General features: G+C 31.0%; 21 protein-coding genes. 17 read left to right on the top strand and 4 right to left on the bottom strand.

Features of this window, described 5'->3' with window-relative positions:
- Window positions 1–43: 43 nt before the first annotated feature.
- Entirely contained in the window at window positions 44–1,135 is a 1,092-nt protein-coding gene (locus ACM6UH_RS08240; protein WP_002483353.1) for a prephenate dehydrogenase, read from the bottom strand.
- A gap of 175 nt (window positions 1,136–1,310) precedes the next feature.
- Here ACM6UH_RS08240 and ACM6UH_RS08235 point away from each other — a divergent pair, with 175 nt between their 5' ends.
- The gene (locus ACM6UH_RS08235; protein ID WP_048787165.1) at window positions 1,311–2,243 is read left to right on the top strand and encodes a D-2-hydroxyacid dehydrogenase; all 933 of its coding nucleotides are present in this window, start codon (window positions 1,311–1,313) and stop codon (window positions 2,241–2,243) included.
- Window positions 2,244–2,399: 156 nt separating this feature from the next.
- On the opposite strand, the gene ACM6UH_RS08230 is transcribed toward ACM6UH_RS08235, so the two are convergent.
- Window positions 2,400–2,804 (bottom strand): hypothetical protein, encoded by a 405-nt coding sequence (locus tag ACM6UH_RS08230; protein ID WP_011303161.1) that lies wholly within the window; start codon window positions 2,802–2,804, stop codon window positions 2,400–2,402.
- Between the two features lie 206 nt (window positions 2,805–3,010).
- Here ACM6UH_RS08230 and ACM6UH_RS08225 point away from each other — a divergent pair, with 206 nt between their 5' ends.
- The 14 genes from ACM6UH_RS08225 (at window position 3,011) to ACM6UH_RS08160 (ending at window position 16,557) form a co-directional block, all read left to right on the top strand.
- Window positions 3,011–4,048 carry a M42 family metallopeptidase gene (locus tag ACM6UH_RS08225; protein ID WP_061050608.1) on the top strand — a complete coding sequence of 346 codons (1,038 nt, stop codon included), beginning with the start codon at window positions 3,011–3,013 and terminating at the stop codon, window positions 4,046–4,048.
- Window positions 4,049–4,095: 47 nt separating this feature from the next.
- Window positions 4,096–4,278: a hypothetical protein gene (locus ACM6UH_RS08220; RefSeq protein WP_011303159.1), complete on the top strand. Its 183-nt coding sequence runs from the start codon at window positions 4,096–4,098 to the stop codon at window positions 4,276–4,278.
- A 262-nt stretch (window positions 4,279–4,540) separates the two neighbouring features.
- On the top strand, window positions 4,541–5,437 hold the full coding sequence (locus ACM6UH_RS08215) for an ABC transporter substrate-binding protein (RefSeq protein WP_011303158.1): 897 nt from the start codon (window positions 4,541–4,543) through the stop codon (window positions 5,435–5,437).
- Between the two features lie 299 nt (window positions 5,438–5,736).
- Complete coding sequence (locus ACM6UH_RS08210; RefSeq protein WP_011303157.1) at window positions 5,737–5,949, top strand: hypothetical protein; 213 nt, start codon at window positions 5,737–5,739, stop codon at window positions 5,947–5,949.
- A 592-nt stretch (window positions 5,950–6,541) separates the two neighbouring features.
- Window positions 6,542–7,948, top strand: coding sequence for an anthranilate synthase component I (locus tag ACM6UH_RS08205; protein WP_011303155.1), 1,407 nt, complete (start codon window positions 6,542–6,544; stop codon window positions 7,946–7,948).
- The gene (locus ACM6UH_RS08200) at window positions 7,945–8,541 is read left to right on the top strand and encodes an anthranilate synthase component II (RefSeq protein ID WP_002483347.1); all 597 of its coding nucleotides are present in this window, start codon (window positions 7,945–7,947) and stop codon (window positions 8,539–8,541) included. The genes ACM6UH_RS08205 and ACM6UH_RS08200 overlap by 4 nt, the downstream gene beginning before the upstream one ends.
- The gene (trpD, locus tag ACM6UH_RS08195) at window positions 8,510–9,526 is read left to right on the top strand and encodes an anthranilate phosphoribosyltransferase (protein WP_047503725.1); all 1,017 of its coding nucleotides are present in this window, start codon (window positions 8,510–8,512) and stop codon (window positions 9,524–9,526) included. The genes ACM6UH_RS08200 and trpD overlap by 32 nt, the downstream gene beginning before the upstream one ends.
- A complete protein-coding gene (gene trpC / locus ACM6UH_RS08190) occupies window positions 9,510–10,292 on the top strand; it encodes an indole-3-glycerol phosphate synthase TrpC (protein ID WP_061050607.1) in 783 nt (260 codons plus the stop codon). Before trpD ends, trpC begins: the two co-directional genes overlap by 17 nt.
- Window positions 10,289–10,918 carry a phosphoribosylanthranilate isomerase gene (locus ACM6UH_RS08185; RefSeq protein ID WP_061050606.1) on the top strand — a complete coding sequence of 210 codons (630 nt, stop codon included), beginning with the start codon at window positions 10,289–10,291 and terminating at the stop codon, window positions 10,916–10,918. The genes trpC and ACM6UH_RS08185 overlap by 4 nt, the downstream gene beginning before the upstream one ends.
- A gap of 3 nt (window positions 10,919–10,921) precedes the next feature.
- Entirely contained in the window at window positions 10,922–12,136 is a 1,215-nt protein-coding gene (trpB, locus tag ACM6UH_RS08180) for a tryptophan synthase subunit beta (RefSeq protein WP_011303150.1), read from the top strand.
- Window positions 12,129–12,854, top strand: a complete 726-nt coding sequence (gene trpA, locus ACM6UH_RS08175; RefSeq protein ID WP_047503728.1) for a tryptophan synthase subunit alpha — start codon at window positions 12,129–12,131, stop codon at window positions 12,852–12,854. The genes trpB and trpA overlap by 8 nt, the downstream gene beginning before the upstream one ends.
- Window positions 12,855–12,989: 135 nt before the next feature.
- Window positions 12,990–13,646 carry a type 1 glutamine amidotransferase domain-containing protein gene (locus ACM6UH_RS08170; RefSeq protein WP_061050605.1) on the top strand — a complete coding sequence of 219 codons (657 nt, stop codon included), beginning with the start codon at window positions 12,990–12,992 and terminating at the stop codon, window positions 13,644–13,646.
- 361 nt (window positions 13,647–14,007) lie between these two features.
- Window positions 14,008–15,270, top strand: coding sequence for an aminoacyltransferase (locus tag ACM6UH_RS08165; protein ID WP_002483340.1), 1,263 nt, complete (start codon window positions 14,008–14,010; stop codon window positions 15,268–15,270).
- Between the two features lie 27 nt (window positions 15,271–15,297).
- Complete coding sequence (locus ACM6UH_RS08160; RefSeq protein ID WP_011303147.1) at window positions 15,298–16,557, top strand: aminoacyltransferase; 1,260 nt, start codon at window positions 15,298–15,300, stop codon at window positions 16,555–16,557.
- A 366-nt stretch (window positions 16,558–16,923) separates the two neighbouring features.
- On the opposite strand, the gene ACM6UH_RS08155 is transcribed toward ACM6UH_RS08160, so the two are convergent.
- Window positions 16,924–17,445, bottom strand: a complete 522-nt coding sequence (locus ACM6UH_RS08155; protein ID WP_041080531.1) for an HdeD family acid-resistance protein — start codon at window positions 17,443–17,445, stop codon at window positions 16,924–16,926.
- Window positions 17,446–18,354: 909 nt separating this feature from the next.
- On the opposite strand from ACM6UH_RS08155, the gene ACM6UH_RS08150 reads away from it, so the two are divergent.
- Window positions 18,355–19,362: a siderophore ABC transporter substrate-binding protein gene (locus ACM6UH_RS08150; protein WP_011303145.1), complete on the top strand. Its 1,008-nt coding sequence runs from the start codon at window positions 18,355–18,357 to the stop codon at window positions 19,360–19,362.
- Between the two features lie 76 nt (window positions 19,363–19,438).
- Here ACM6UH_RS08150 and ACM6UH_RS08145 read toward each other — a convergent pair whose 3' ends face one another.
- On the bottom strand, window positions 19,439–19,789 hold the full coding sequence (locus ACM6UH_RS08145; protein WP_011303144.1) for a membrane protein: 351 nt from the start codon (window positions 19,787–19,789) through the stop codon (window positions 19,439–19,441).
- Between the two features lie 254 nt (window positions 19,790–20,043).
- Between ACM6UH_RS08145 and pepF the strand changes: the two genes are divergently transcribed.
- Complete coding sequence (gene pepF, locus ACM6UH_RS08140; RefSeq protein ID WP_047503740.1) at window positions 20,044–21,855, top strand: oligoendopeptidase F; 1,812 nt, start codon at window positions 20,044–20,046, stop codon at window positions 21,853–21,855.
- The last annotated feature ends 37 nt before the right edge of the window (window positions 21,856–21,892 follow it).

Below are 21,892 nucleotides of genomic sequence, written 5' to 3'. Positions count from 1 at the left end.
TACCAAAAATGATTTCGTTGTCCGACTCATAAAATTTCATATATTAATCAAAATAAGTATCAAAATCACTAAGCGCATCTGCACCATCTTTGCGATCTTGTGGGTTTTTAAAACTAACTCGAAGTGCACCATAAATATCTTCACGAACTTCTAATATTCTCAAGTTGCTTATAGAAATATTATGTAAACTTAGGATGTTTGTAACTTTGCTTATCATACCCGGTTTATCCGGAATGTCTACATATAGATCATACTCCACAGATAGTGCACCTTGTTGTTTAAGGGGTAACTGATCACGATAAACTTTAGCATCGTTGAAAAAATCATAAAGTTCATCAGGATTATTGTGTTCGATTATATTAATGACATCAGACATTTGATTTTTCCATTCTTTTAAAATGCGCAATATTGTATTTTTATTTTCAATAGTAATATCACGCCACATAATAGGATTACTACTTGCGATTCTAGTAATATCTCTAAAACCACCAGCTGCAAGCGTCTTAACAAGTGAAGAATCTTCGACATGTTGCGCATTCAAATGAACGAGACTTGAAGCAATGATATGAGGGACGTGACTCACAATACCAGTGACAAAATCATGTTCTTCCGCTGTTGTAGAAATAAATTTAGCACTCGTTGTTTGTAATAAGTGCTGTATTTCCTCAAAAGCAGCATCATTATCAGTTTCGTTATGAACTAAAATATAAAAAGCATTTTCAAATAAATGTTTTTTTGCATTTAATACTCCAGATTTATGGCTTCCTGCCATAGGATGGCCACCAACCAAATGAATATCATGATTTAAAAGAAACTGCTCATATTGTTGAATCGTTGACTTTGTACTTCCAGTATCTGTAATAATTACATGTTTTTTTAGTTGATAGTTTGGTAAATCTTGTAAGTATTTAACAGTCTGCTGTACCGGTGTTGCATAAATAATAATGTCAGCATTTTCAACACTAGTTTTATAGTCAGTTGATTGATAATCTATGATACCAATAGACAATGCTTTATCTAATTGTGAAGTATCCGCATCAAAGGCGGTTATTTCGATATCATCATGATAATATCTTAAGTTACTCGCTAAGCTTCCGCCAATAAGGCCTAAGCCAACGAAAAGAATTTGTTTCATTTAACAAACCACCTCTATCAAAATTTTCAGAATAGTAACATTGTATAGTAGCGTATACAATTTCGCAATATGAATTAAAAGTAGAAGTAAAAGTGAATAACTTTATAGAAAGTATGCTAAAGTAAACATATTATGCTTACTAAAATAAACATAGCATGGATTAGGAGAGAAGGCATTGGAAATAAATCATATTTTAATAGCCGGTGACTATAAATCAATTTTCCAAAAATATTTAAAGGATTTAAAGAATTACCAATTAAGTTTTGAGTCAGTTGAATCAATTACAAATGAAGATTTAGATTGGGCAGATGCTTATGTGGGATTTGAGCCATGTGAGCAATTTAAACCATCACAGGTGAAATGGGTGCATACGTTTAATGCAGGCATCAATAACTATTTAGCTATAGACGGCTGGCAAGCATCGCAAACTTTACTCACAAGAACAATTAGTGATTTTGGAGAAAAAATGAGCGAATATTGTTTGAGCTATATATTAGCTGATTTACAACATCATAAGTTATTTGAAGAACAGCAAGATGAAAACATTTGGCTCAAACAATCACCACAAGCATTGCGAGATCAAACTATAACTATTTTTGGTACTGGAGAAACTGGACAAACCATTGCTAAGATATTTTCATTATTAGGTATGACTGTCTACGGTATTTCTAATAGTGGGAAAGCAAAAGCCTATTTTAAAAAAGTGCTTCCTATCCATAAAGCTAAGACATTAGTTCAGCAAGCAGATTATATTATCAGTACTTTGCCACTAACAACAAAAACAGAAAAATTATTCAATCAAACTATGTTTGAAGCATTTGATCAAGCTTATTTTATCAATGTTGGTAGGGGACAAGTGGTGGATCAAGAAAGTTTAAAATCAGCTTTAAACAAAGGTAACGTCAGACATGCGGTATTAGATGTTTTTGAGTCAGAACCATTACACAAAAACTCTGAATTATGGCAAAGAAATGATATCACTATCACACCTCATATTTCTGCATTAACCGATTTGAATGAAGCTGTCACATGTTTTTATCATACTTTGAAAAATATAGAGCATGGTGAAATACTTGAAAATCAAGTGGATTTAAAAAGAGGCTATTAACAACGAACAAGCTGTACATATAACAAAAGCAATCATAAAGCTGTTTCTAAAAGTAAAATAAAGCTACTATCATCATCTCTATGTAAAGGATAGTAGCTTTATAATTAAAATTTAAGTATGTTTGGCAACATCAATTTAGCATATAGTTTTAAAATGTTATTGTATATTTTTAGATTTAGAATTTATATTTAACCTTTTTTCTAATACAGATATAAAAATAAAATTAACTAAAACAACTAAAAAAATAGTGCCAATATTTCCAAGTAAATGAGGCAAATCAAAATATAGTATTATAATCATCAATAGGATATTTGTATAAACATAAATATAAACATGAGTCATTATTTTTCGTTTAAGTTTATTTGATGCTGAGCCGAAGAATTTGAGAAGGCTTAATAAACCTAAAATTAATAAAAAACTTACTGCAATCATACTAGTGAAAACGTTATATTTTGTTGAGCTTGAAGTCAGAAAGATATTTAATACATATAAAATAAAAAAGATTATAGATATCGTATATCTTAATCTAACTTCCAATTTTAAAAGTTTGTCATTTTTCATAAAGTTTTATACACCCCTAAAGCATAATGATTATTTAATACATATTATTTAGTATTTCAAAATAATATTTAAAAATGTTGTTGTATGCAATGTAACATAAATTTTTAAATTCAACTATGTATTTTAAAAGGGATATAGTATTAATGGTATTATTTTTAAAATTTAAACGTTAGACTATATATATAATATATTTGGAGGGGGATTAGATGTCAGAATCAATTTTTAATACAATCCAAGCATTGACGGCAATAAATAGTCCGTCAGGGTACGCAGAAAAAGCCATTCAATACGTAAAAGGTGAAGCAGAACAATTAGGCTACCCAACAGAAGTGACTAACAAAGGAGCGCTATTAATCACAGCAAAAGGTGAAAATGATAAAGCGCAAAAATGTGTTACAGCACATGTGGATACGCTTGGCGCTATGGTCAAAGAAATTAAGGAGGATGGTCGTTTATCACTAGATTTAATCGGTGGGTTTAGTTATAACGCAATAGAAGGGGAATATTGTGAAATTGAAACTTCGTTAGGACAAATCTATACAGGAACCATTTGTTTACATGAAACAAGTGTACATGTATATCGCAATAATGACGATATCTCGAGAGATATTGAACATATGGAAGTAAGAATAGATGAAAAAGTCTCAACCAAAGAAGAAACTCAAAGTTTAGGTATAGAGGTAGGCGATTTTATAAGTTTTGATCCAAGAACACAGATTACATCATCAGGTTTTATTAAATCACGCCATTTAGATGATAAAGCAAGCGTAGCCATGATTATTGAATTTTTAAAGACTATAAAAAATGAAAATTTAACTTTACCACATACGATTCAATTCTATATATCAAATAACGAAGAAATTGGTTATGGTGCTAATGCGTCTATATCTCCAAAAATAAGTGAATTTATAGCATTTGATATGGGAGCATTAGGAGATGGACAAGCATCGGATGAATACACAGTTTCTATTTGTGCGAAAGACGCATCTGGTCCATATCATAAAGGGTTACGAGAGCAATTGGTTGAATTATGTAAGATAAATCAAATATCGTACAAGGTAGATATTTATCCATATTATAGTTCTGATGCTTCTGCAGCATTAAAAGCGGGTGCTGATATCAAGCACGGTTTATTTGGTGCAGGCATTGAATCCTCTCATGCATTAGAACGGACACATATCGATTCTATAAAGGCAACGCAAGCATTGTTACAGGCTTATTGTCTAGCAGCTATACAGAGCTAAATGTTTATACTAATTGTTTAAATTATTAGTTGAAAAGGAGAATTTGAGTGGAACAGTCACTACTTTGGTCAAGAAAATTCATACCTGTGTATTTCATAGTAGCAGCGCTACATTTCATATTTTTTAAGATGTATATCCAAACAGACAATTATTCTATTTATTTGATGACTATTTTACTTGTTGGTTTAGGTATTGCTTCTTGTATATATAATTATAGAAATAGGTCATAATTTAAATGAAGTACCAGCTATGTTAATGGAATTAGAATCTTTGATGCCATAAAAACATAGACATATTAAAAAAAAGAGCCATTTATGGCTCTTTTTTTGGTTTGAAAAATCATAACAGTCTAGTAAGTGAATTCAACAAAGTTAATGAACAACTTAAACAATAAATAAATTTAAATGAAAAATCAGACATCTTATTGATAATCAATATCAATTACTGCATAATAAAATGATATTGAAAGAATATACTAAAAGGGATGATACGATGAAAAGATTAATTGTTTTATTTTTAAGTTTATTAATTATTTTGTCTGCTTGTGGTCAAAATAAAGACTCGAATAAAGAAACAAAAACGTTTAAAACGCAATCAGGAAAGAGTATTAAAATACCAAAGCACCCAAAAAGGATAGTAATTTTAACTTCAAATTTCGGTAATTTTAAAGATTTAGGCGTTACACCTGTGGGTGTTAATAATGATTTTCCAAAATCAAAATATATCAATGAAAAAGGTGCTAAACGTGTAGGTTCAGAAGATGTTGAAGGTGTTGCAAAATTGAAGCCAGACCTAATTTTGACTTATGATGTAAATACTAAAATAAAAAAATATCAAAAAATCGCACCTACAATACCAATAAAATACAATGATTATTCATATAAAGAAATGCATCTTGCAATAGGGAAAATACTAAATAAAGAAAATGAAGCTAAAAAACAAATTAAAGATATGGAGAAACAACTTCAATCTGATGGAAAGGTAATTAAAGATAAAATAGGCTCAAATAAAACTTTTACCGTAATGGAAATCAAACCTAAGCAACTTTCAATTTTTGGTGAAAATTTTGGTAGAGGCACGCCAATAATATATCAAGAATATCAATTACCATTTCCAAAAGGTGTAAAGGGAATGCTTGATAAAGATGGCTTTAAAACAATACCACATGAGCAATATAGCAAATATGCTGCTGATTATATATTAATTCCGACTGAAAAAGGTAACCCTATCAACAATGAATTTACAGAATCATCGCTTTGGAAAAATCAGCCAGCTTATAAAAATAAGCATATATATTATTATCCTAAAAATGAGGCTACCTATTCTGATCCTTCGTCGCTTAAGAAACTTTCAAATTATTTCAAGGATAGATTGCTAGAGCAAAAATAAGCATATGATGATATTGAAGTGACATCTTTGATTATGGAATATAAAATTGTACTAATCAAAGATGTCTATATATTACTTATTAAAGAAAGATAATCTCAATGGCCAAAATGATTTAAATAACGCGTAGGGTGGTTTTTAAACTGAAGAAAACGCTGCTTTATTAGCTTTTTTAATAATAATGAGCCGTTTATAACAATTTAAGGGTAACTGTTGGCATCTCGATGTATATACCATTAAAATAGAAATTAACGACTAACTATAAAAAAAAGCAATCAAATGTAATATGGGAGTATAAAATCATGAAAAAACCGAGTTTAAGAACGATATTGTTAACGATATTTTGGATATTAGTTTTACTATATGCGATGTATGTAACATTTGCTGACCATAAATTTCAATATCATCCAATTATCTTTTTATTCTTATTTGCCATAGGTGCAAATTTAATCAAAAAAGTCGCTCCAAAAGATAATTATGAAAAATATCAAAATAATAAAGACAAGCTAGAATAGGCTTATCTAATATGGCTTTGTAATATAATCGATGTATTTTTCAATAGCACGGAAAGTATAAAAATGAAATTAATGATTGACAAATTGATTTTATCCTAGTAGGATTCTAGGTAATTACTTTTTGCAACGAAAGTTGCCATTTGAAAGATAACGTAGCAAATATGTCATGTAGCAAAAAGAAAGCTAATGGTTGATGAAAATTAGCACTGCATATATTGTGAATTGGGCTTTTAAATGTACTAAATTAATAGCAATGAAAGTGAACAATGAATTTGTTAACTAAGGTGGCACCACGGTAACGCGTCCTTACAGTATGTATGCGTTAATGTGGTGTTTTTTTATATTAAATTTGAACTGAATTAGAAAACAAAATGAAGTAAGTTATGGCAGGGTAGTTACAGAAAGTTAGTGGTTGATGCAAACTAACACCCACATATACTGAAATTGGGTTTTGTTGGATTAAAACGAATAAAACAAAGAGCGAGTAGATGATTTTAAATTAATTGTTTATCTACTAATTTTAGGTGGTACCGCGCGTCAGCGTCCTTAACATAGTTTAAGGGCGCTGTTTTTTTATAAGGAGGAAAGTTAAATGAAAGTACAATACCAAAAATTAAATGCTGAAGTTACCCCAGAAGCATTAGCAAGATTAAGAAAAAATAAAATGATTTTAGAAAGCTCAGATCAATCACAATTAAAAGGACGTTATTCTATAGTGATTTTTGACACTTATGGAGCAATTACTTTGGATAATGATGAAATGACTATTCAAACAGCTACTAACAAAACGATAGAACAGAATCAGCCTTATGAAAAAATGCAAGCTTTTATAGATCAATATAAAACTAATATAGAGGATGCAATATTAGAAGATTTACCTTTTATTTCAGGTTTCGTTGGTTCGTGTAGTTTTGATTTGGTAAGACATGCATTTCCTGTTTTAAAAGAAATTGAATTAACAGATCACCCACAACACGACGCAAAATTATATATGGTAGAAGATGTTTATGTTTTTGATCATTACAAAGAACATTTATACGTCATCGCAACGAATTTATTTTCTAATCAAAGTGATGAACAATTGAAAGCACGTGTGCAACGTCGTGTAGAAGAATTACAACAAATTAATATCTATCCTTTACGAAATGAACAAAAAGTAACAGAAAAAAACATAAAATCTAATATGGCAACGGAACAATTTATAGCAACAGTAGAAAAAATGAAGCATCTTATACAACAAGGTGATATGTTCCAAGTTGTGCCATCTATCATATACAGCTATGAACACAATTTTGGACAACAGTTACATCAATTATCTTATCAGTTGTATCAAAATTTAAAACGTCAAAACCCAAGTCCGTATATGTACTACTTGAACATGGATGAACGCATTGTCGTCGGCAGTTCACCTGAGAGTTTTGTAAAAGTTCAAGGTCAAACAGTAGTGACCAATCCTATTGCTGGAACAATAAAAAGAGGAAGCACTCTGGAAGAAGACAATGCAAACGAAACACAATTGAAAAACGATCACAAAGAATTAAGTGAACATAGCATGTTAGTTGATTTAGGAAGAAATGATATTCACAGAGTAAGTGAAACAGGTACTTCTAAGATACAAAAGTTAATGGCAATTGAGCGTTATGAACATGTTATGCATATTGTAAGTGAAGTAACAGGACAACTTAAGCAAGACTATTCTCCAATGTCTGTGATTGCGAGCTTACTACCTACTGGTACAGTGTCGGGTGCTCCAAAACTAAGAGCCATTCAACGTATCTATGAAGCGCAACCACAAAAACGAGGTGTCTATAGTGGCGGTATAGGCTACATCAATTGTAATCATGATCTAGATTTCGCCTTGGCAATACGTACAATGATGATTGATGAAACACATGTAAATGTTGAAGCTGGATGTGGCGTTGTCTATGACTCAATACCTGAAAAAGAACTAGAAGAAACAAAGTTAAAAGCTAAGAGTTTATTGGAGGTGTCACCATGATATTAATCGTTGATAACTATGATTCATTTACCTATAACCTAGTAGATATGATAGCCAAAAATAATGAAGTGATAGTGAAATATCCTGATGATCCGGAGATTTATCATTTAGATGTAGATGGTGTAGTCATATCACCTGGGCCAGGGCACCCATTAGATAAAGAAGATTTAATGAAAATTATAAAGCATTATGAAAATAAACCAATCTTAGGTGTATGTTTAGGTGCTCAAGCATTAACATGCTATCACGGTGGAGATGTTATTCAAAGTGAATTCATCATGCATGGTAAAACGGATCAAATGAGAATCATAAAAGATACAAAGTTGTACAGAAATATTCCAGAATATTCTGAAATAATGAGGTATCATTCACTGATTAGTAATTCAAAAACAATACCTGAAGCATTTATTATAACAGCAGAAACAAAAGATTGTATTCAATCATTTGAACATAGTCAATTGTTACACTTCGGAATTCAATATCATCCTGAATCTTTTGCAACAGCGGATGGTGTACAAATCATCAATAATTTTTTGAATATAGTAAAGGAGGACAAAAGTAATGGAACTACAAGCACAATTAAAACAGTATAAACCATTAAATCAGCAACAAATGAATGAATTTATAGAACTACTTATTGCTGATGATATATCAAACGAAATAAAAGCAAATTTATTATCATCGTTCTCAGAAAAAGAGATTACTCAAGAAGAATTAACATATATTTCAAAAAGTTTGATTCATTCTATGTATCGACAGCAGCCTTATTATCCGAATGGTATGTGTGTTTGTGGTACAGGGGGAGATAAATCAAATAGCTTTAATATTTCAACGACAGTTTCGTTTGTAATTGCTAGCGCAAATATCCCTGTGATTAAACATGGCAATAAGAGTGTTACCTCATCATCAGGTAGTACAGATTTGCTAGAGGCAATGGGTATAAATACAAGTTCTGTTGAAGCAACACCAAGTCAATTGAATCAAGTTGGTTTAGCTTTCTTGAGTGCAACAGATACGTACCCGATTATGAAAAGCATTCAACCTATTAGAAAAATGATGACTAACCCAACAATTTTTAATATAACTGGTCCGATTATTAATCCATTTAAATTAGATTATCAAGTGATGGGTGTATATGAAACATCAAAATTAGAAAAGATTGCTCAAACACTTAAAGATTTAGGCCGTAAAAAAGCAATCGTTGTCTATGGAGCCAATGGCATGGATGAAGCAACGCTTTCTGGTGATAATATGATATACGAAGTAAATGAAAACGAAGCTACTAAAAATTATACTGTAAATCCAAAGGACGTTGGTTTAGCGTATGCACCAAATGAAGCGCTCATTGGTGGTACACCACTTGAAAATTTAGAGATTACCAAAAATATTTTGACGGGTGTTGATCGAAGCGCAAAACGTGATGTAGTGGTGTTTAATGCGGGTATCGCTTTATATGTTGCTGAGAAGGTCAGTTCTATTAAACAAGGTGTAATTGAAGCACAACGCTTAATTGATAATGGCAATGCTATTGCACAATACAACAAAATGGGAGGAATGACATATGACTATATTGGATGAAATCGTGGATTATAAAAGAAATTTAATAAAAGAAGGTTACTATGAAGAGAAATTAAAGACATTAAATGAGGTAGACATTACGCATAAATCTTCGTTTAAGTCGCAATTAGATGAGTCTAACCAATTAGCAGTAATCGCAGAGATTAAATCTAAAAGTCCAACATTAGATCAATTACCAAATAGAGATTTAGCACAACAAGTTAAGGATTACGAAGCTAACGGTGCAAATGCAGTCTCAATTCTCACAGATGAGCATTACTTTGGAGGTAGCTATGAAAGATTGCAAGATTTAACATTACAAACGACTTTACCGGTACTATGTAAGGACTTTGTTGTCGATAAAATTCAAATTGATGTAGCAAAAAAAGCCGGAGCATCAATCACATTGTTAATCGTTAATGTATTAACAGATCAACAAATGAAAGATTTATATCAATATGCGACATCACTAAATTTAGAAGTACTAGTAGAAGTACATGATAAAGAAGAATTAGAAAGGGCCTACAAATTAAAACCACAAATTATTGGTGTAAACAATAGAGATTTGAAACGATTTGTCACAGATGTGCTGCATACAAATGAAATATTAGAAAACAAAAAAGAGGGCTACTATTATATTTCGGAAAGTGGTATTCGGGATGAACAGGATGTAGCGAATGTGGTTGAGTCAGGTATTGATGGTCTGTTAATAGGTGAGTCGTTAATGAAATGTGAAGATTTAAGTCAATTTTTACCAGGATTAAAATTAACTAAGGTGACAAAGTGAAAATAAAATTTTGTGGATTTCGTACGTTAGAAGATGTTGAAAAGGCAAAAGCATTGAATATCGACGCTATGGGCTTTATATATTTTACTGAGAGTAAGCGATTTGTTGATATTCAAACGATTAAACAATTTACAGATATTATACCAAATGATAAGGAAAAAGTGATTATTCTAGTAAATCCTGAACGCGCTACAATAGATAGCATTATTAATCATACAGGTATTACAACAATACAACTTCATGGAAACGAACCTATAAGTACGGTGCAATATATTAGACAACAAAATAGTAACTTAAAAATTATTAAAGCATTACCTGCAGTAAATCAACAAACATTATTAACATCAATAGATTATTACAAGCATTCAGTTGACCAATTTATTATTGATACACCATCACAATCCTATGGTGGTACTGGCAAAACGTATGATTGGAAAATTTTAGATACCATACATGATGTTGATTATTTAATTGCAGGTGGCATTAATTATGAAAATATACAAAAGATAGAAAACTTATCACTTCATCATACTGGTTATGATATTGCAAGTGGCATAGAAACGAATCATAAAAAAGACTTAAATAAAATGTTAGAAATTATAAAACTTTTAAAAGGAGCTCAATAAACTATGGTTGAAAATATACAAACAGAAGCAGATGCATTTGGTTTTTTCGGTAATTATGGTGGACAATATGTACCAGAAACATTAATGCCCGCAATACAAGAATTGAAACAAGCTTATCAGGACGCTAAAAATGATCCTCAATTTCAGATAGAACTTGATGATTACTTAAAAGATTACGTAGGTCGTGAAACACCGCTAACATATGCTAAGTCTTATTCGGAATTACTTGGTGGTGCAAAAATCTATTTGAAACGTGAGGATTTAAACCATACGGGTGCACATAAAATTAATAATGCACTTGGTCAAGCACTGTTAGCTAAACGCATGGGAAAAAATAAATTAGTAGCCGAAACTGGAGCGGGGCAACATGGTGTTGCTAGTGCAACTGTAGCTGCCTTATTTGATATGGAACTCGTTGTGTTTATGGGTGAAGAAGATATCAAAAGACAATCATTAAACGTGTTTAGAATGGAACTATTAGGCGCAAAAGTGGAATCAGTCACTGAAGGACAAGGCACATTATCTGATGCAGTCAATAAAGCATTACAGTACTGGGTAAGCCATGTTGATGATACGCATTATTTGCTAGGCTCTGCACTGGGACCTGATCCTTTTCCTACTATTGTAAGAGACTTTCAAAAAATTATTGGTCAAGAAATTAAAGCACAAGTTCATGAAAAAGAAGGTCAATTACCAGATGCTATTGTCGCATGTGTAGGCGGTGGTTCTAATGCCATCGGGACGTTTTATCCATTTGTAAAGGATGATGTTAAGCTTTACGGTGTTGAGGCAGCGGGCGACGGGATAGATTCAGATAAACACGCGCTTGCTATAAATAAAGGTAAAGAAGGCGTGTTACATGGTACTAAAATGTATTTAATTCAAGATGATGATGGTCAAATACAATTAGCACACTCAATATCTGCAGGATTGGATTATCCTGGCGTTGGTCCAGAGCATTCATATTATCATGACATTGGAAGAGTGAAATATGCTACTGCAAGTGACAAACAAGCAATGGATGCTTTAGTGCGATTTACTAAAGCGGAAGGTATCATACCAGCTATCGAAAGTGCACATGCCTTAAGTTATGTAGAAACATTGGCACCTACGATGCGTAACGATGAAATACTTGTGGTTACAGTATCAGGCCGCGGTGATAAAGATATGGAAACGATTAGAAATTATATGAAACAGGAGGGTGACACGCATGCATAAATTATTTGTACCTTATGTTATGGGCAACAGAGACTTTATTGAAAATGTAAAAACACTAAGTGAAGCAGGTGCAGATATAGTTGAAGTGGGTGTTCCATTTTCAGACCCTGTTGCTGATGGGCCGGTAATCATGAATGTTGGTAATAAAGCAATTCAAGAAGGCGTTAATATACAATATATTTTCGATCAACTTACAGAAAATCAAGATGAGATTCAAAGTAAGTATGTGTTAATGACATACTACAATATCATTAATCATTATGGTGAATCAGCATTTTTGAATGCTTGTGAACAAGCAGGTGTGTATGGTTTGATCATACCAGATTTGCCTCATGAGTTGGTGCAACAACTTAAAGCGCGTCATCCAGAACGCAAAACAAATATTATTTCATTAATTGCTATGACAACTTCAAATACTAGAAGTCATCAAATAGCCAAGGATGCAGAAGGATTTATTTATACTGTAACGATGAATGCGACTACAGGCGAAGATGGTAAATTTCATCCAGAGCTAAAAAATAGAATTAAAGATATAAAAGCACATACTGAAGTTCCTGTAGTAGCTGGATTTGGTATAAGAACAGCAGCACATGTAAAAGATATTATTGAAGCTTCAGATGGCGTAGTGATAGGTAGTGAAATAGTAAAACGCTTTGAAAATGACGATAAACAAACTACCATTGAGTATTTAAAAACAATAAGAAATGTCTTGAATTAAGCAAAGATTGTCATATATTTTTATGTGTATGCATTAAAAATAAGGGTAATATGATATCAGAGGAAGAGTTAGATAAATAGTATCGTTGGTATTATTTATCGTTCATACCTTTATTTTTAAAAGAGGTGACTTAATTTGAGTAAAAAAGTATTATTTATAATTACGAGTAGAAGTCAATATGATGATGGCACGCCAACTGGACTATGGTTAGAAGAGGCGAGCGAACCTTATAATATATTAACAGAAGCAGGTATTGATGTGGATATCGTGTCGATTGAAGGTGGAGAAATTCCATTAGATCCAAATTCTACACAAAATGATGAATTAAATCAGTATGCTAATTTTGTTGAAAAGTTAAAACAAGTACCAAGTATTGAAAATATTGATGTATCACAGTACCATGCAGTCTATTTACCTGGTGGACATGGTGCCGTATTTGATTTTGCACATAACCAACAATTAGCAGATATCCTTGCAGACTTTAAAGAAGAAAAGAAAATTATTTCTTCAGTATGTCACGGACCAAGTGCATTTGTGGGTGCCAAAGATAAACAAGGCAATTTCTTAGTTAAAGGTGTTACATTAACATCATTTACAGATAATGAAGAACGTACGATGGGCTTGGAAGACAAAGTTCCATTTTTAACTCAAACGGAATTGGAAAATCAAGGTGCTAAGTTTGTGACAAAAGATGATTTTACAGAGCATATTGAATCTGATGCCCAATTTATCACTGGTCAAAATCCACAATCAAGTGTAGCAATAGGTAAAGCAATCAGAGATGCTTTATAATTAGAAACTTTTTCTTGAAATAATATAAAACCGGAGAACGAGATAAGTTCTCCGGTTTTATCATGTATTTACAAATAAATTAAGTGAAGATGACAGTAAATATATAATTAAGGTAATAAAACCAAAAGTTATTCATAATTAAATTATAAATCTAACATGTTAAATATGAATAAATGCTTACGCTTTGTTAAAATAAAAGTAGTGATATAATTAAATAATACATAAAACGCAGTGTAATCATTGCATTAGAAAGATTATGTACAGGCTATTGATTTAGTTTTATAAATGAATATTGTATAATAATCTAGATTGAGAATTAAACTCGAAAATAGAACTATAGATAAATAGGAGTATATAAAAAATGAAATTTACGAATTTAACTGCAAAAGAGTTCGGTGCATTTACGGATAAAATGCCGAATAGTCATTTTACGCAAATGGTTGGAAATTATGAATTGAAAATTGCAGAAAGTACAGAAACACACCTAGTAGGTATTAAGAATAATGATAATGAAGTAATTGCAGCATGTTTACTTACAGCTGTTCCTGTTATGAAATTCTTCAAGTATTTTTATTCCAATAGAGGTCCAGTCATAGATTTTGAAAATAAAGAACTCGTACATTACTTCTTTAACGAATTAGCAAAATATGTAAAAAAACATAATGCCTTATATTTACGAGTAGATCCTTATCTTGCTTATCAATATCGTAATCATGATGGTGAAGTATTAGCAAATGCGGGTCACGATTGGATTTTTGATAAAATGAAACAACTCGGTTATAAGCATGAAGGTTTTTTAACTGGCTTTGACCCAATACTTCAAATAAGATTCCATTCTGTTTTAGATTTAGCTGGAAAAACTGCTAAAGACGTACTTAATGGTATGGATAGTTTACGTAAACGAAATACTAAAAAAGTACAGAAAAATGGTGTGAAAGTAAGATTTTTAGGTGAAGATGAGTTGCCAATATTCCGCTCATTCATGGAAGATACTTCTGAAACAAAGGATTTTGACGATAGAGATGACGATTTTTATTATAATAGGTTAAGATATTATAAAGATCGTGTGCTTGTCCCATTAGCTTATATGGATTTTGATGAATATATAACAGAATTAAAGGCTGAACGCGAAGTATTAAGTAAAGATATAAATAAAGCAGTTAAGGATATAGAAAAAAGACCAGAAAATAAAAAAGCGTATAATAAAAAAGAAAATTTAGAACAACAACTGATTGCAAACCAACAAAAAATAGATGAAGCCACTGCGTTACAAGAGAAGCATGGTAACGAATTACCGATTTCTGCAGCTTACTTTATTATTAATCCTTATGAAGTCGTTTACTATGCAGGTGGTACATCTAATGAATTTAGACATTTTGCTGGTAGTTATGCAATACAATGGAAGATGATTAATTATGCTATAGATCATAATATAGATAGATATAATTTTTATGGTATTAGTGGTCATTTTACTGAAGATGCAGAAGATGCAGGTGTTGTTAAATTTAAAAAAGGTTTTAATGCAGATGTAGTAGAATATGTTGGTGATTTTATTAAACCGATTAATAAGCCAATGTACAAAATTTATACGACATTGAAAAAAATTAAGGATAAAAAGAAATAAACATAAATAGAAGGGAACTAAGCTAGAATGAAATTTACAGAGTTAACTGTCAAAGAATATGACAATTTTGTACAGAATCCAGCATTAGAGAGTCATTATTTTCAAGTGAAAGAAAATATTGCGACAAGGGAAGAAGATGGATTTCAAGTTGTATTATTAGGCTTAAAAGATGACGATAATCAAGTTATTGCTGCTAGTCTTTTCTCTAAAATTCCTACAATGGGAAGCTATGTTTATTATTCAAATCGCGGTCCAGTTATGGATTATAATGATTTGGGGTTAGTAGATTTCTATTTACGTGAGTTAGACACTTATTTGCAACAGCATAATTGTTTATATGTCAAAATGGATCCATATTGGATTTATCAAATATATGATAAGGATATTAATCCATTACCTAATCATGATAAGAATGATGCACTCGTTAATTTATTCAAATCTCATCGTTATATACATCACGGATTTACAACATCGTATGATACATCTAGTCAAGTTAGATGGATGGGCGTATTAAACCTTGATGGTGAAACACCAGCTTCATTAAAAAAACAATTTGATAGCCAAAGAAAACGTAATATTAACAAGGCAATTAATTTTGGCGTGAAGGTAAGGTTACTAACAAGAGATGAATTTGATATATTCTTAGAATTGTATCGTGAAACAGAAGAACGTACAGGTTTTGTTTCTAAAACGGATGAATACTTTTATAACTTTATAGATAATTACGGTGATAAAGCATTAATCCCATTGGCCTACATTGATTTGGATGAATATATTAATCATACTCAAGAAAGCATTAATGAAAAAGAATCACGCCGCGATCAAATGATGCAAAATGAGAATAAATCTGATAAGCAGTTGAAGAAAATTGCAGAGCTAGACAAACAGATTGAACATGATAAAAAAGAATTACTTCATGCGAGTGAGTTAAGATTAACTGACGGTGCTATTTTAAACTTAGCCGCGGGTGTTTATTTTGCAAATGCATATGAAGTGAATTATTTCTCAGGTGGTTCATCAGAAAAATATAATCAATATATGGGACCCTATATGATGCACTGGTATATGATGAATTATTGCTTTGATCATGGCTATGGTCGTTATAATTTCTATGGTCTATCAGGTGACTTTACTGAAAATAGCGAAGATTACGGTGTATATCGCTTTAAACGAGGCTTTAACGTACAAATTGAGGAATTGATTGGTGATTTCTATAAACCAATTAAGAAATCGAAATATTGGTTATTTAATACGTTGAATAATGTTAGAAAGAAAATTAAAAAATAATATTAAAAAGAAAGCATACTGGTTGTAAGCGTATATCAGTATGCTTTCTTTTGTTTAGGATTCGTTATAAAAGGATGGCTTTCCAATATAACGGTAATCTAGTATGTGGCATATTCTATGAGGTTGATTCTAGTTGTTAGCCACATTTTTATTATAGCATAAAATTATATAATATCAATATAACAATAGCATAATGATTCAAAAAAAGTAAATATAAAAAATGTATATATTTACTCGGTGTAAGTAATAGAATAGGTTAAAAAAACCATGTTGTAATTCGACAAATCACAACATGGTTTTTATGGTTTTTGATTTTTATTATTAAGCGCCCTAGTTAAAATATAAAATTTAATTTGCTATATTAAATTAATTCAAAGCATCAATAATATATGTGATACCTATGATAAAGAATACAATACACATAAATATAGCAATAATTACCGCAGCGATTAACGGGTTGAATAATAAAATAATACCAAAAACAATTTCAATTACATTTAGTAAAATTGAAAAAGTATGGAAAGCTTTATTCGACTTTTCAGCTGGTGTTACGGTGAATATATTGAAAATAGCATTAATAATAAACCAAATAGCAAATAAATAAATAATAAAGGTTGTACTCGTTACGACATTAAATAGGATTAACAAACCGATGATTATATTAATTATACCAAGTATAATCAGTAATTTGGAGCCCCTTTGTGTCGCTTTTTTCATTATACGACGGATGAAAATTTCTATAAAACCATTAATAATAAATAAAAGACCAATTAACCAAGTTATAGCAAATAAGTTTTCTTCTGGAAAACTAACGATAAATACGCCAATAACTAAGAAAATAACACCAATGATCAAACTTGACCATTTAATACCTGAAGATCGTTGCATAAATTTCACTCCTAAAATATTCTCTAAACAGTATATACCCAAAAAAAGAAAAGGAACACTAAAAGATTTTAAGATTATCATATTTATATTATGTAAACCTATAATGTAGTTTGAACTTAATAAAAACCATTTTTTAAGGATTACTGAGATTGTGATAGCGATTGGATATCTTATTTAGTAATTATTTTAGTAAGCGTTAAACATAGGCGCTGAGATTTGCATTTCTGAGCATTTTAAAATGATATTGTGGGTACTTGTTCATGTGATTGCAAATAAGTATCTTAAAATGAAATGGCCATTTGTAGTCATAACAATAAGTGTTGAAATTATCTATAACAAAGAAATGATTTACAAATAGATAACTTAAGTGAGAATCAAATTTAAAATCATGTGTATTATACGTAACATTAAACAGAACAATTAAGTATAAAAATCAGGTAATTCATTATAGTTACTAAGTTAAGGTTAAATGCTATGAAAGCATAATAATTTTCCAGTAAAAATATTTGCTGTATTTTAGTTTACATAATATATATTATAGGAAGTTATGTATATCGAGATATTTTCCAATTTCGGAACCCTTTTTCTTAGTACATGCTTGTACTATCTATATAATTTCTATGCTAATATGAATACATTACATATGCTTCACATTGTTTTAGCTTGATTATAATTTGCTAAATCATTATTGCTCGTTGACTTTCTTTAATATGATAATTATACGTATATTGATAACCTCATATGTGTTATTTCCTGTAGACTTAATCATTAGACTTAATCATTGCATTGGTATGTTAATTCGAAATTGCTATGAACTTCACACAATCATTTAGTATTTCTAAAATCTCTAATTGATAATGATTTTCAATTAATATATAATTAACTTTTATATTAAAGGAGAGATTGTATATGAATAAGTTTATATGTATTGCATTAACCGCCCTTTGCTTTTTATTTTTAGGTGCTTGTAGTCATACCCAAAGTAATAAAGCATCTAAAGAAACAATTAAAATTGAAACTTCTTATGAGTTTAAAGATAAAAATCAAGATCATAATAAAGGCGAAATTAAGCATGAAGTTGTAGAGGTTCCGGTTAATCCTAAACGCGTTGCAGTAATGGATTACGGTGTGTTAGATGTGATGCAACAATTAAAATTGCAAGACCATATCGTTGCTATTGCTAAGGGCCAAGGTGCTTCATTTTTACCAGACAGCCTAAAAGCATTTAAAAGCAGCCAATACAACAATATTGGCAACCCCGGTCAACCTAATTACGATGAATTAGCAAAATCTAAACCAGATGTTGTTGTTGCTTCTTTCAGGCAAGCACATACTAAAACTTTAGAAGAAATGAAAAAAGCTGTACCAAATGCTAAAATTGTTTTTATTAGTCCTCAAAACGATGATTACATAGCTTCAATTAAGAAAAATACTGAAAATATAGGTAAAATTTTTGAAAAACAAAAAGAAACAAAGGCATTAATTACAGAACTGGATGATAAGGTTGCTGAAACTAAAAAAAGAATTGAAAATGAATCTGTATTATTTCTAAATGTAGATGATAAAGGTATAAAAACCTATGGTGCTACTGGTAGATTCGGTGGTTTTTTAAATGAAGATTTAGGCATTAAACATGCTGATAAAAAAATGAAACCGAACTCAAGTGGTATACTTATTTCAAATGAATATTTAAATGAAATGAATCCAGACAAATTATTTGTTATTGATCGAACTAAACATGGAAATGTAAAAAGTGAAAGTATGCCGCAAGCGTTACAGAATGATGTTATAAAAAATTCAAAGGCAATTAAAAATAATGGCGTTACATTATTTGAAGCAAACAGTTGGTTTTTCGGTGAAGGTGGTATCAAATTAACCATCGACCAACTTGAACAAATACAGAAAGCATTTAAATAATCTTCCCCACTAACCTATTTAGTGGCAATAATAAAAGGCATTGTAATGTAACCCACTACAATGGCTTTTATTATATCTATCTTTTTTCTCGATAGTTCTCAATTTCATCTTTAGGAATACCGCCACGTTTACGAATTTCTTTTTTCGCTTTTTTCTCGCGACGGCTTCGTCTCCAATTGCGTGTGAAATACCAAATTAAGAAACTAATAATTAAACTGATTACAGCCATAAATGCCGCAAATCCTAATAATGGTTCATATGTAATATCTTCAAAATTAGGAATCAAGAAAGCAGCTATTCCTAATACGACGATTGTTAATACAGCTGGGACAAACCATTTATTTAAAGCTAGATTACAGAAAATAGTTACTAATATCACAGCAACTACTGAAATCCATAAATAATTAGGCATATCAAATATTGTCATGTGTTGCACTCCTTACATATCTTTTGTTTATAATTTTAACTTAATGATTAAGATTATACTACAATTTACCACAATCTTATTCGGACTATAGTAGTATGTAGTAATCTTTTGTTTTAAAGACAAAAGATTCCATACATTACATTTCATCTAATTATCTTCCCTGCTTCAATGATAATTAAACTTGCAATTGTGCTTTGTTATCGTCTTTCATGTATAATCAATATGAAACCTAAATTACGTGAAGGAGTGATTAAATGACTGGAACATTACCGTTTAGAAGTGATGTCCCTAAAGACGAAACTTGGGATATTACTGAATTATTTAGTTCTGATGAAGCATTTTATCAAGTGTTAGATGAAACTTTAGAAGCAGCCAAAGCATTTAATAAACAATATACAGAACGTTTGAATCATGCTGAAATGATTGAAGTTGCACTCAATGCATATTCTGATATATTAATTCAATTGGATAGAATGGCAAATTATGCCGAATTGAATTTAAGTGTCGATACGGCTAATGAACAAGCACAAACATTGAGCGCTAAATTTTCAACTTCCTATGGAAAGATAGCAAGTGAATTATCATTTGTTGTTTCAGAGATTATCGAACTTTCAGATACGACATTAGATGAATTAATTAAAACATCACAATATCCACATTTTTTAACAAAAATTAAAGCTAAAAAAGCATATAAATTATCTCCAGAAGTTGAAAAAGTTTTAGCTAGTTTATCCCCTACTTTTGACGGTGCTTTTGATTTATATGGAACAACTAAAATGCTAGATATTGACTTTGAATCATTTGAGCACAATAATCAAAATTATCCTTTAGATTATGCAACATTTGAAAATGAATATGAAGATAATCCGGATAGAGGTTTTAGAGAAACAAGCTTTAAATATTTTAGTGATGCGCTACGTAAATATCAGCATACAACAGCAGCAACTTATAATTTACAAGTTCAACAAGAAAAAATTGAAGCTGATTTAAGGGGCTACGAGTCGGTTATTGATTACTTATTACAAGACCAAGAAGTTACACGTGATATGTTTGATCGACAAATTGATGTAATTATGAGTGATTTAGCGCCTATTATGCAAAAATATGCTAAGTTAATCAAACGCGTGCACGGTCTTGATGTTATGGGCTTTGAAGATTTAAAAGTATCTATTGATCCAAATTATGAACCAGAGATTTCTATAGAGGACTCAAAACAATATATCTATGGTGCATTAGATGTACTTGGACAAGATTATTTGAAGATGGTCGAAGCTGCATATGAAGAAAGATGGATTGATTTTGCACAAAACAAAGGTAAAGATACAGGCGCTTATTGTGCAAGTCCTTATGCTTCTCATTCTTATGTATTTATTTCTTGGACAGGTAAAATGACTGAAACATTTGTCTTAGCGCATGAGTTGGGTCATGCTGGCCATTTTACATTAGCGCAAAAACACCAAAATTATTTGGAATCAGAAGCGTCAATGTATTTTGTTGAAGCACCTTCTACAATGAATGAGATGTTGATGTCTAACTATTTATTTAAAAATAGTGATGATCCGAAGTTTAAACGTTGGGTAATTGGTTCAATTATTTCTAGAACGTATTATCATAATATGGTTACACATTTACTAGAAGCAGCTTATCAAAGAGAAGTTTACACAAAAGTCGACAATGGTGAGTCGTTAACAGCACCTGTGTTAAATCAAATTATGTTAGATGTTTATAGTCAGTTTTTTGGAGATAGTGTGAAATTAACTGAAGGTACAGAATTGACTTGGATGAGACAACCACACTATTATATGGGGTTATATTCTTATACTTATTCTGCAGGATTAACTATTGGTACAGTTATGTCACAACGTATTCAAACTGAAGGTCAACCTGCCGTTGATGCATGGTTAGAAACATTAAAAGCTGGTGGCAGTAAATCACCAGTTGAATTAGCTGACATTGCAGGTATTGATATTCGAACAGATGCGCCATTGAAATCAACCATTGGTTATATTGGCAAGCTTGTTGACGAATTAGAAATGCTGACAGACGAAATTGAAGCAGAACAATAAAAGAAAAGCGCAGTGAGTAGAAAATCAATTTCACACT

Source organism: Staphylococcus sp. LKG4-2 (genome assembly GCF_050955665.1).
Classification (GTDB): Bacteria; Bacillota; Bacilli; order Staphylococcales; family Staphylococcaceae; genus Staphylococcus; species Staphylococcus saprophyticus.
Note: the sequence above shows the minus strand (reverse complement) of the source record. Positions and strands in the feature narration are given on the sequence as shown.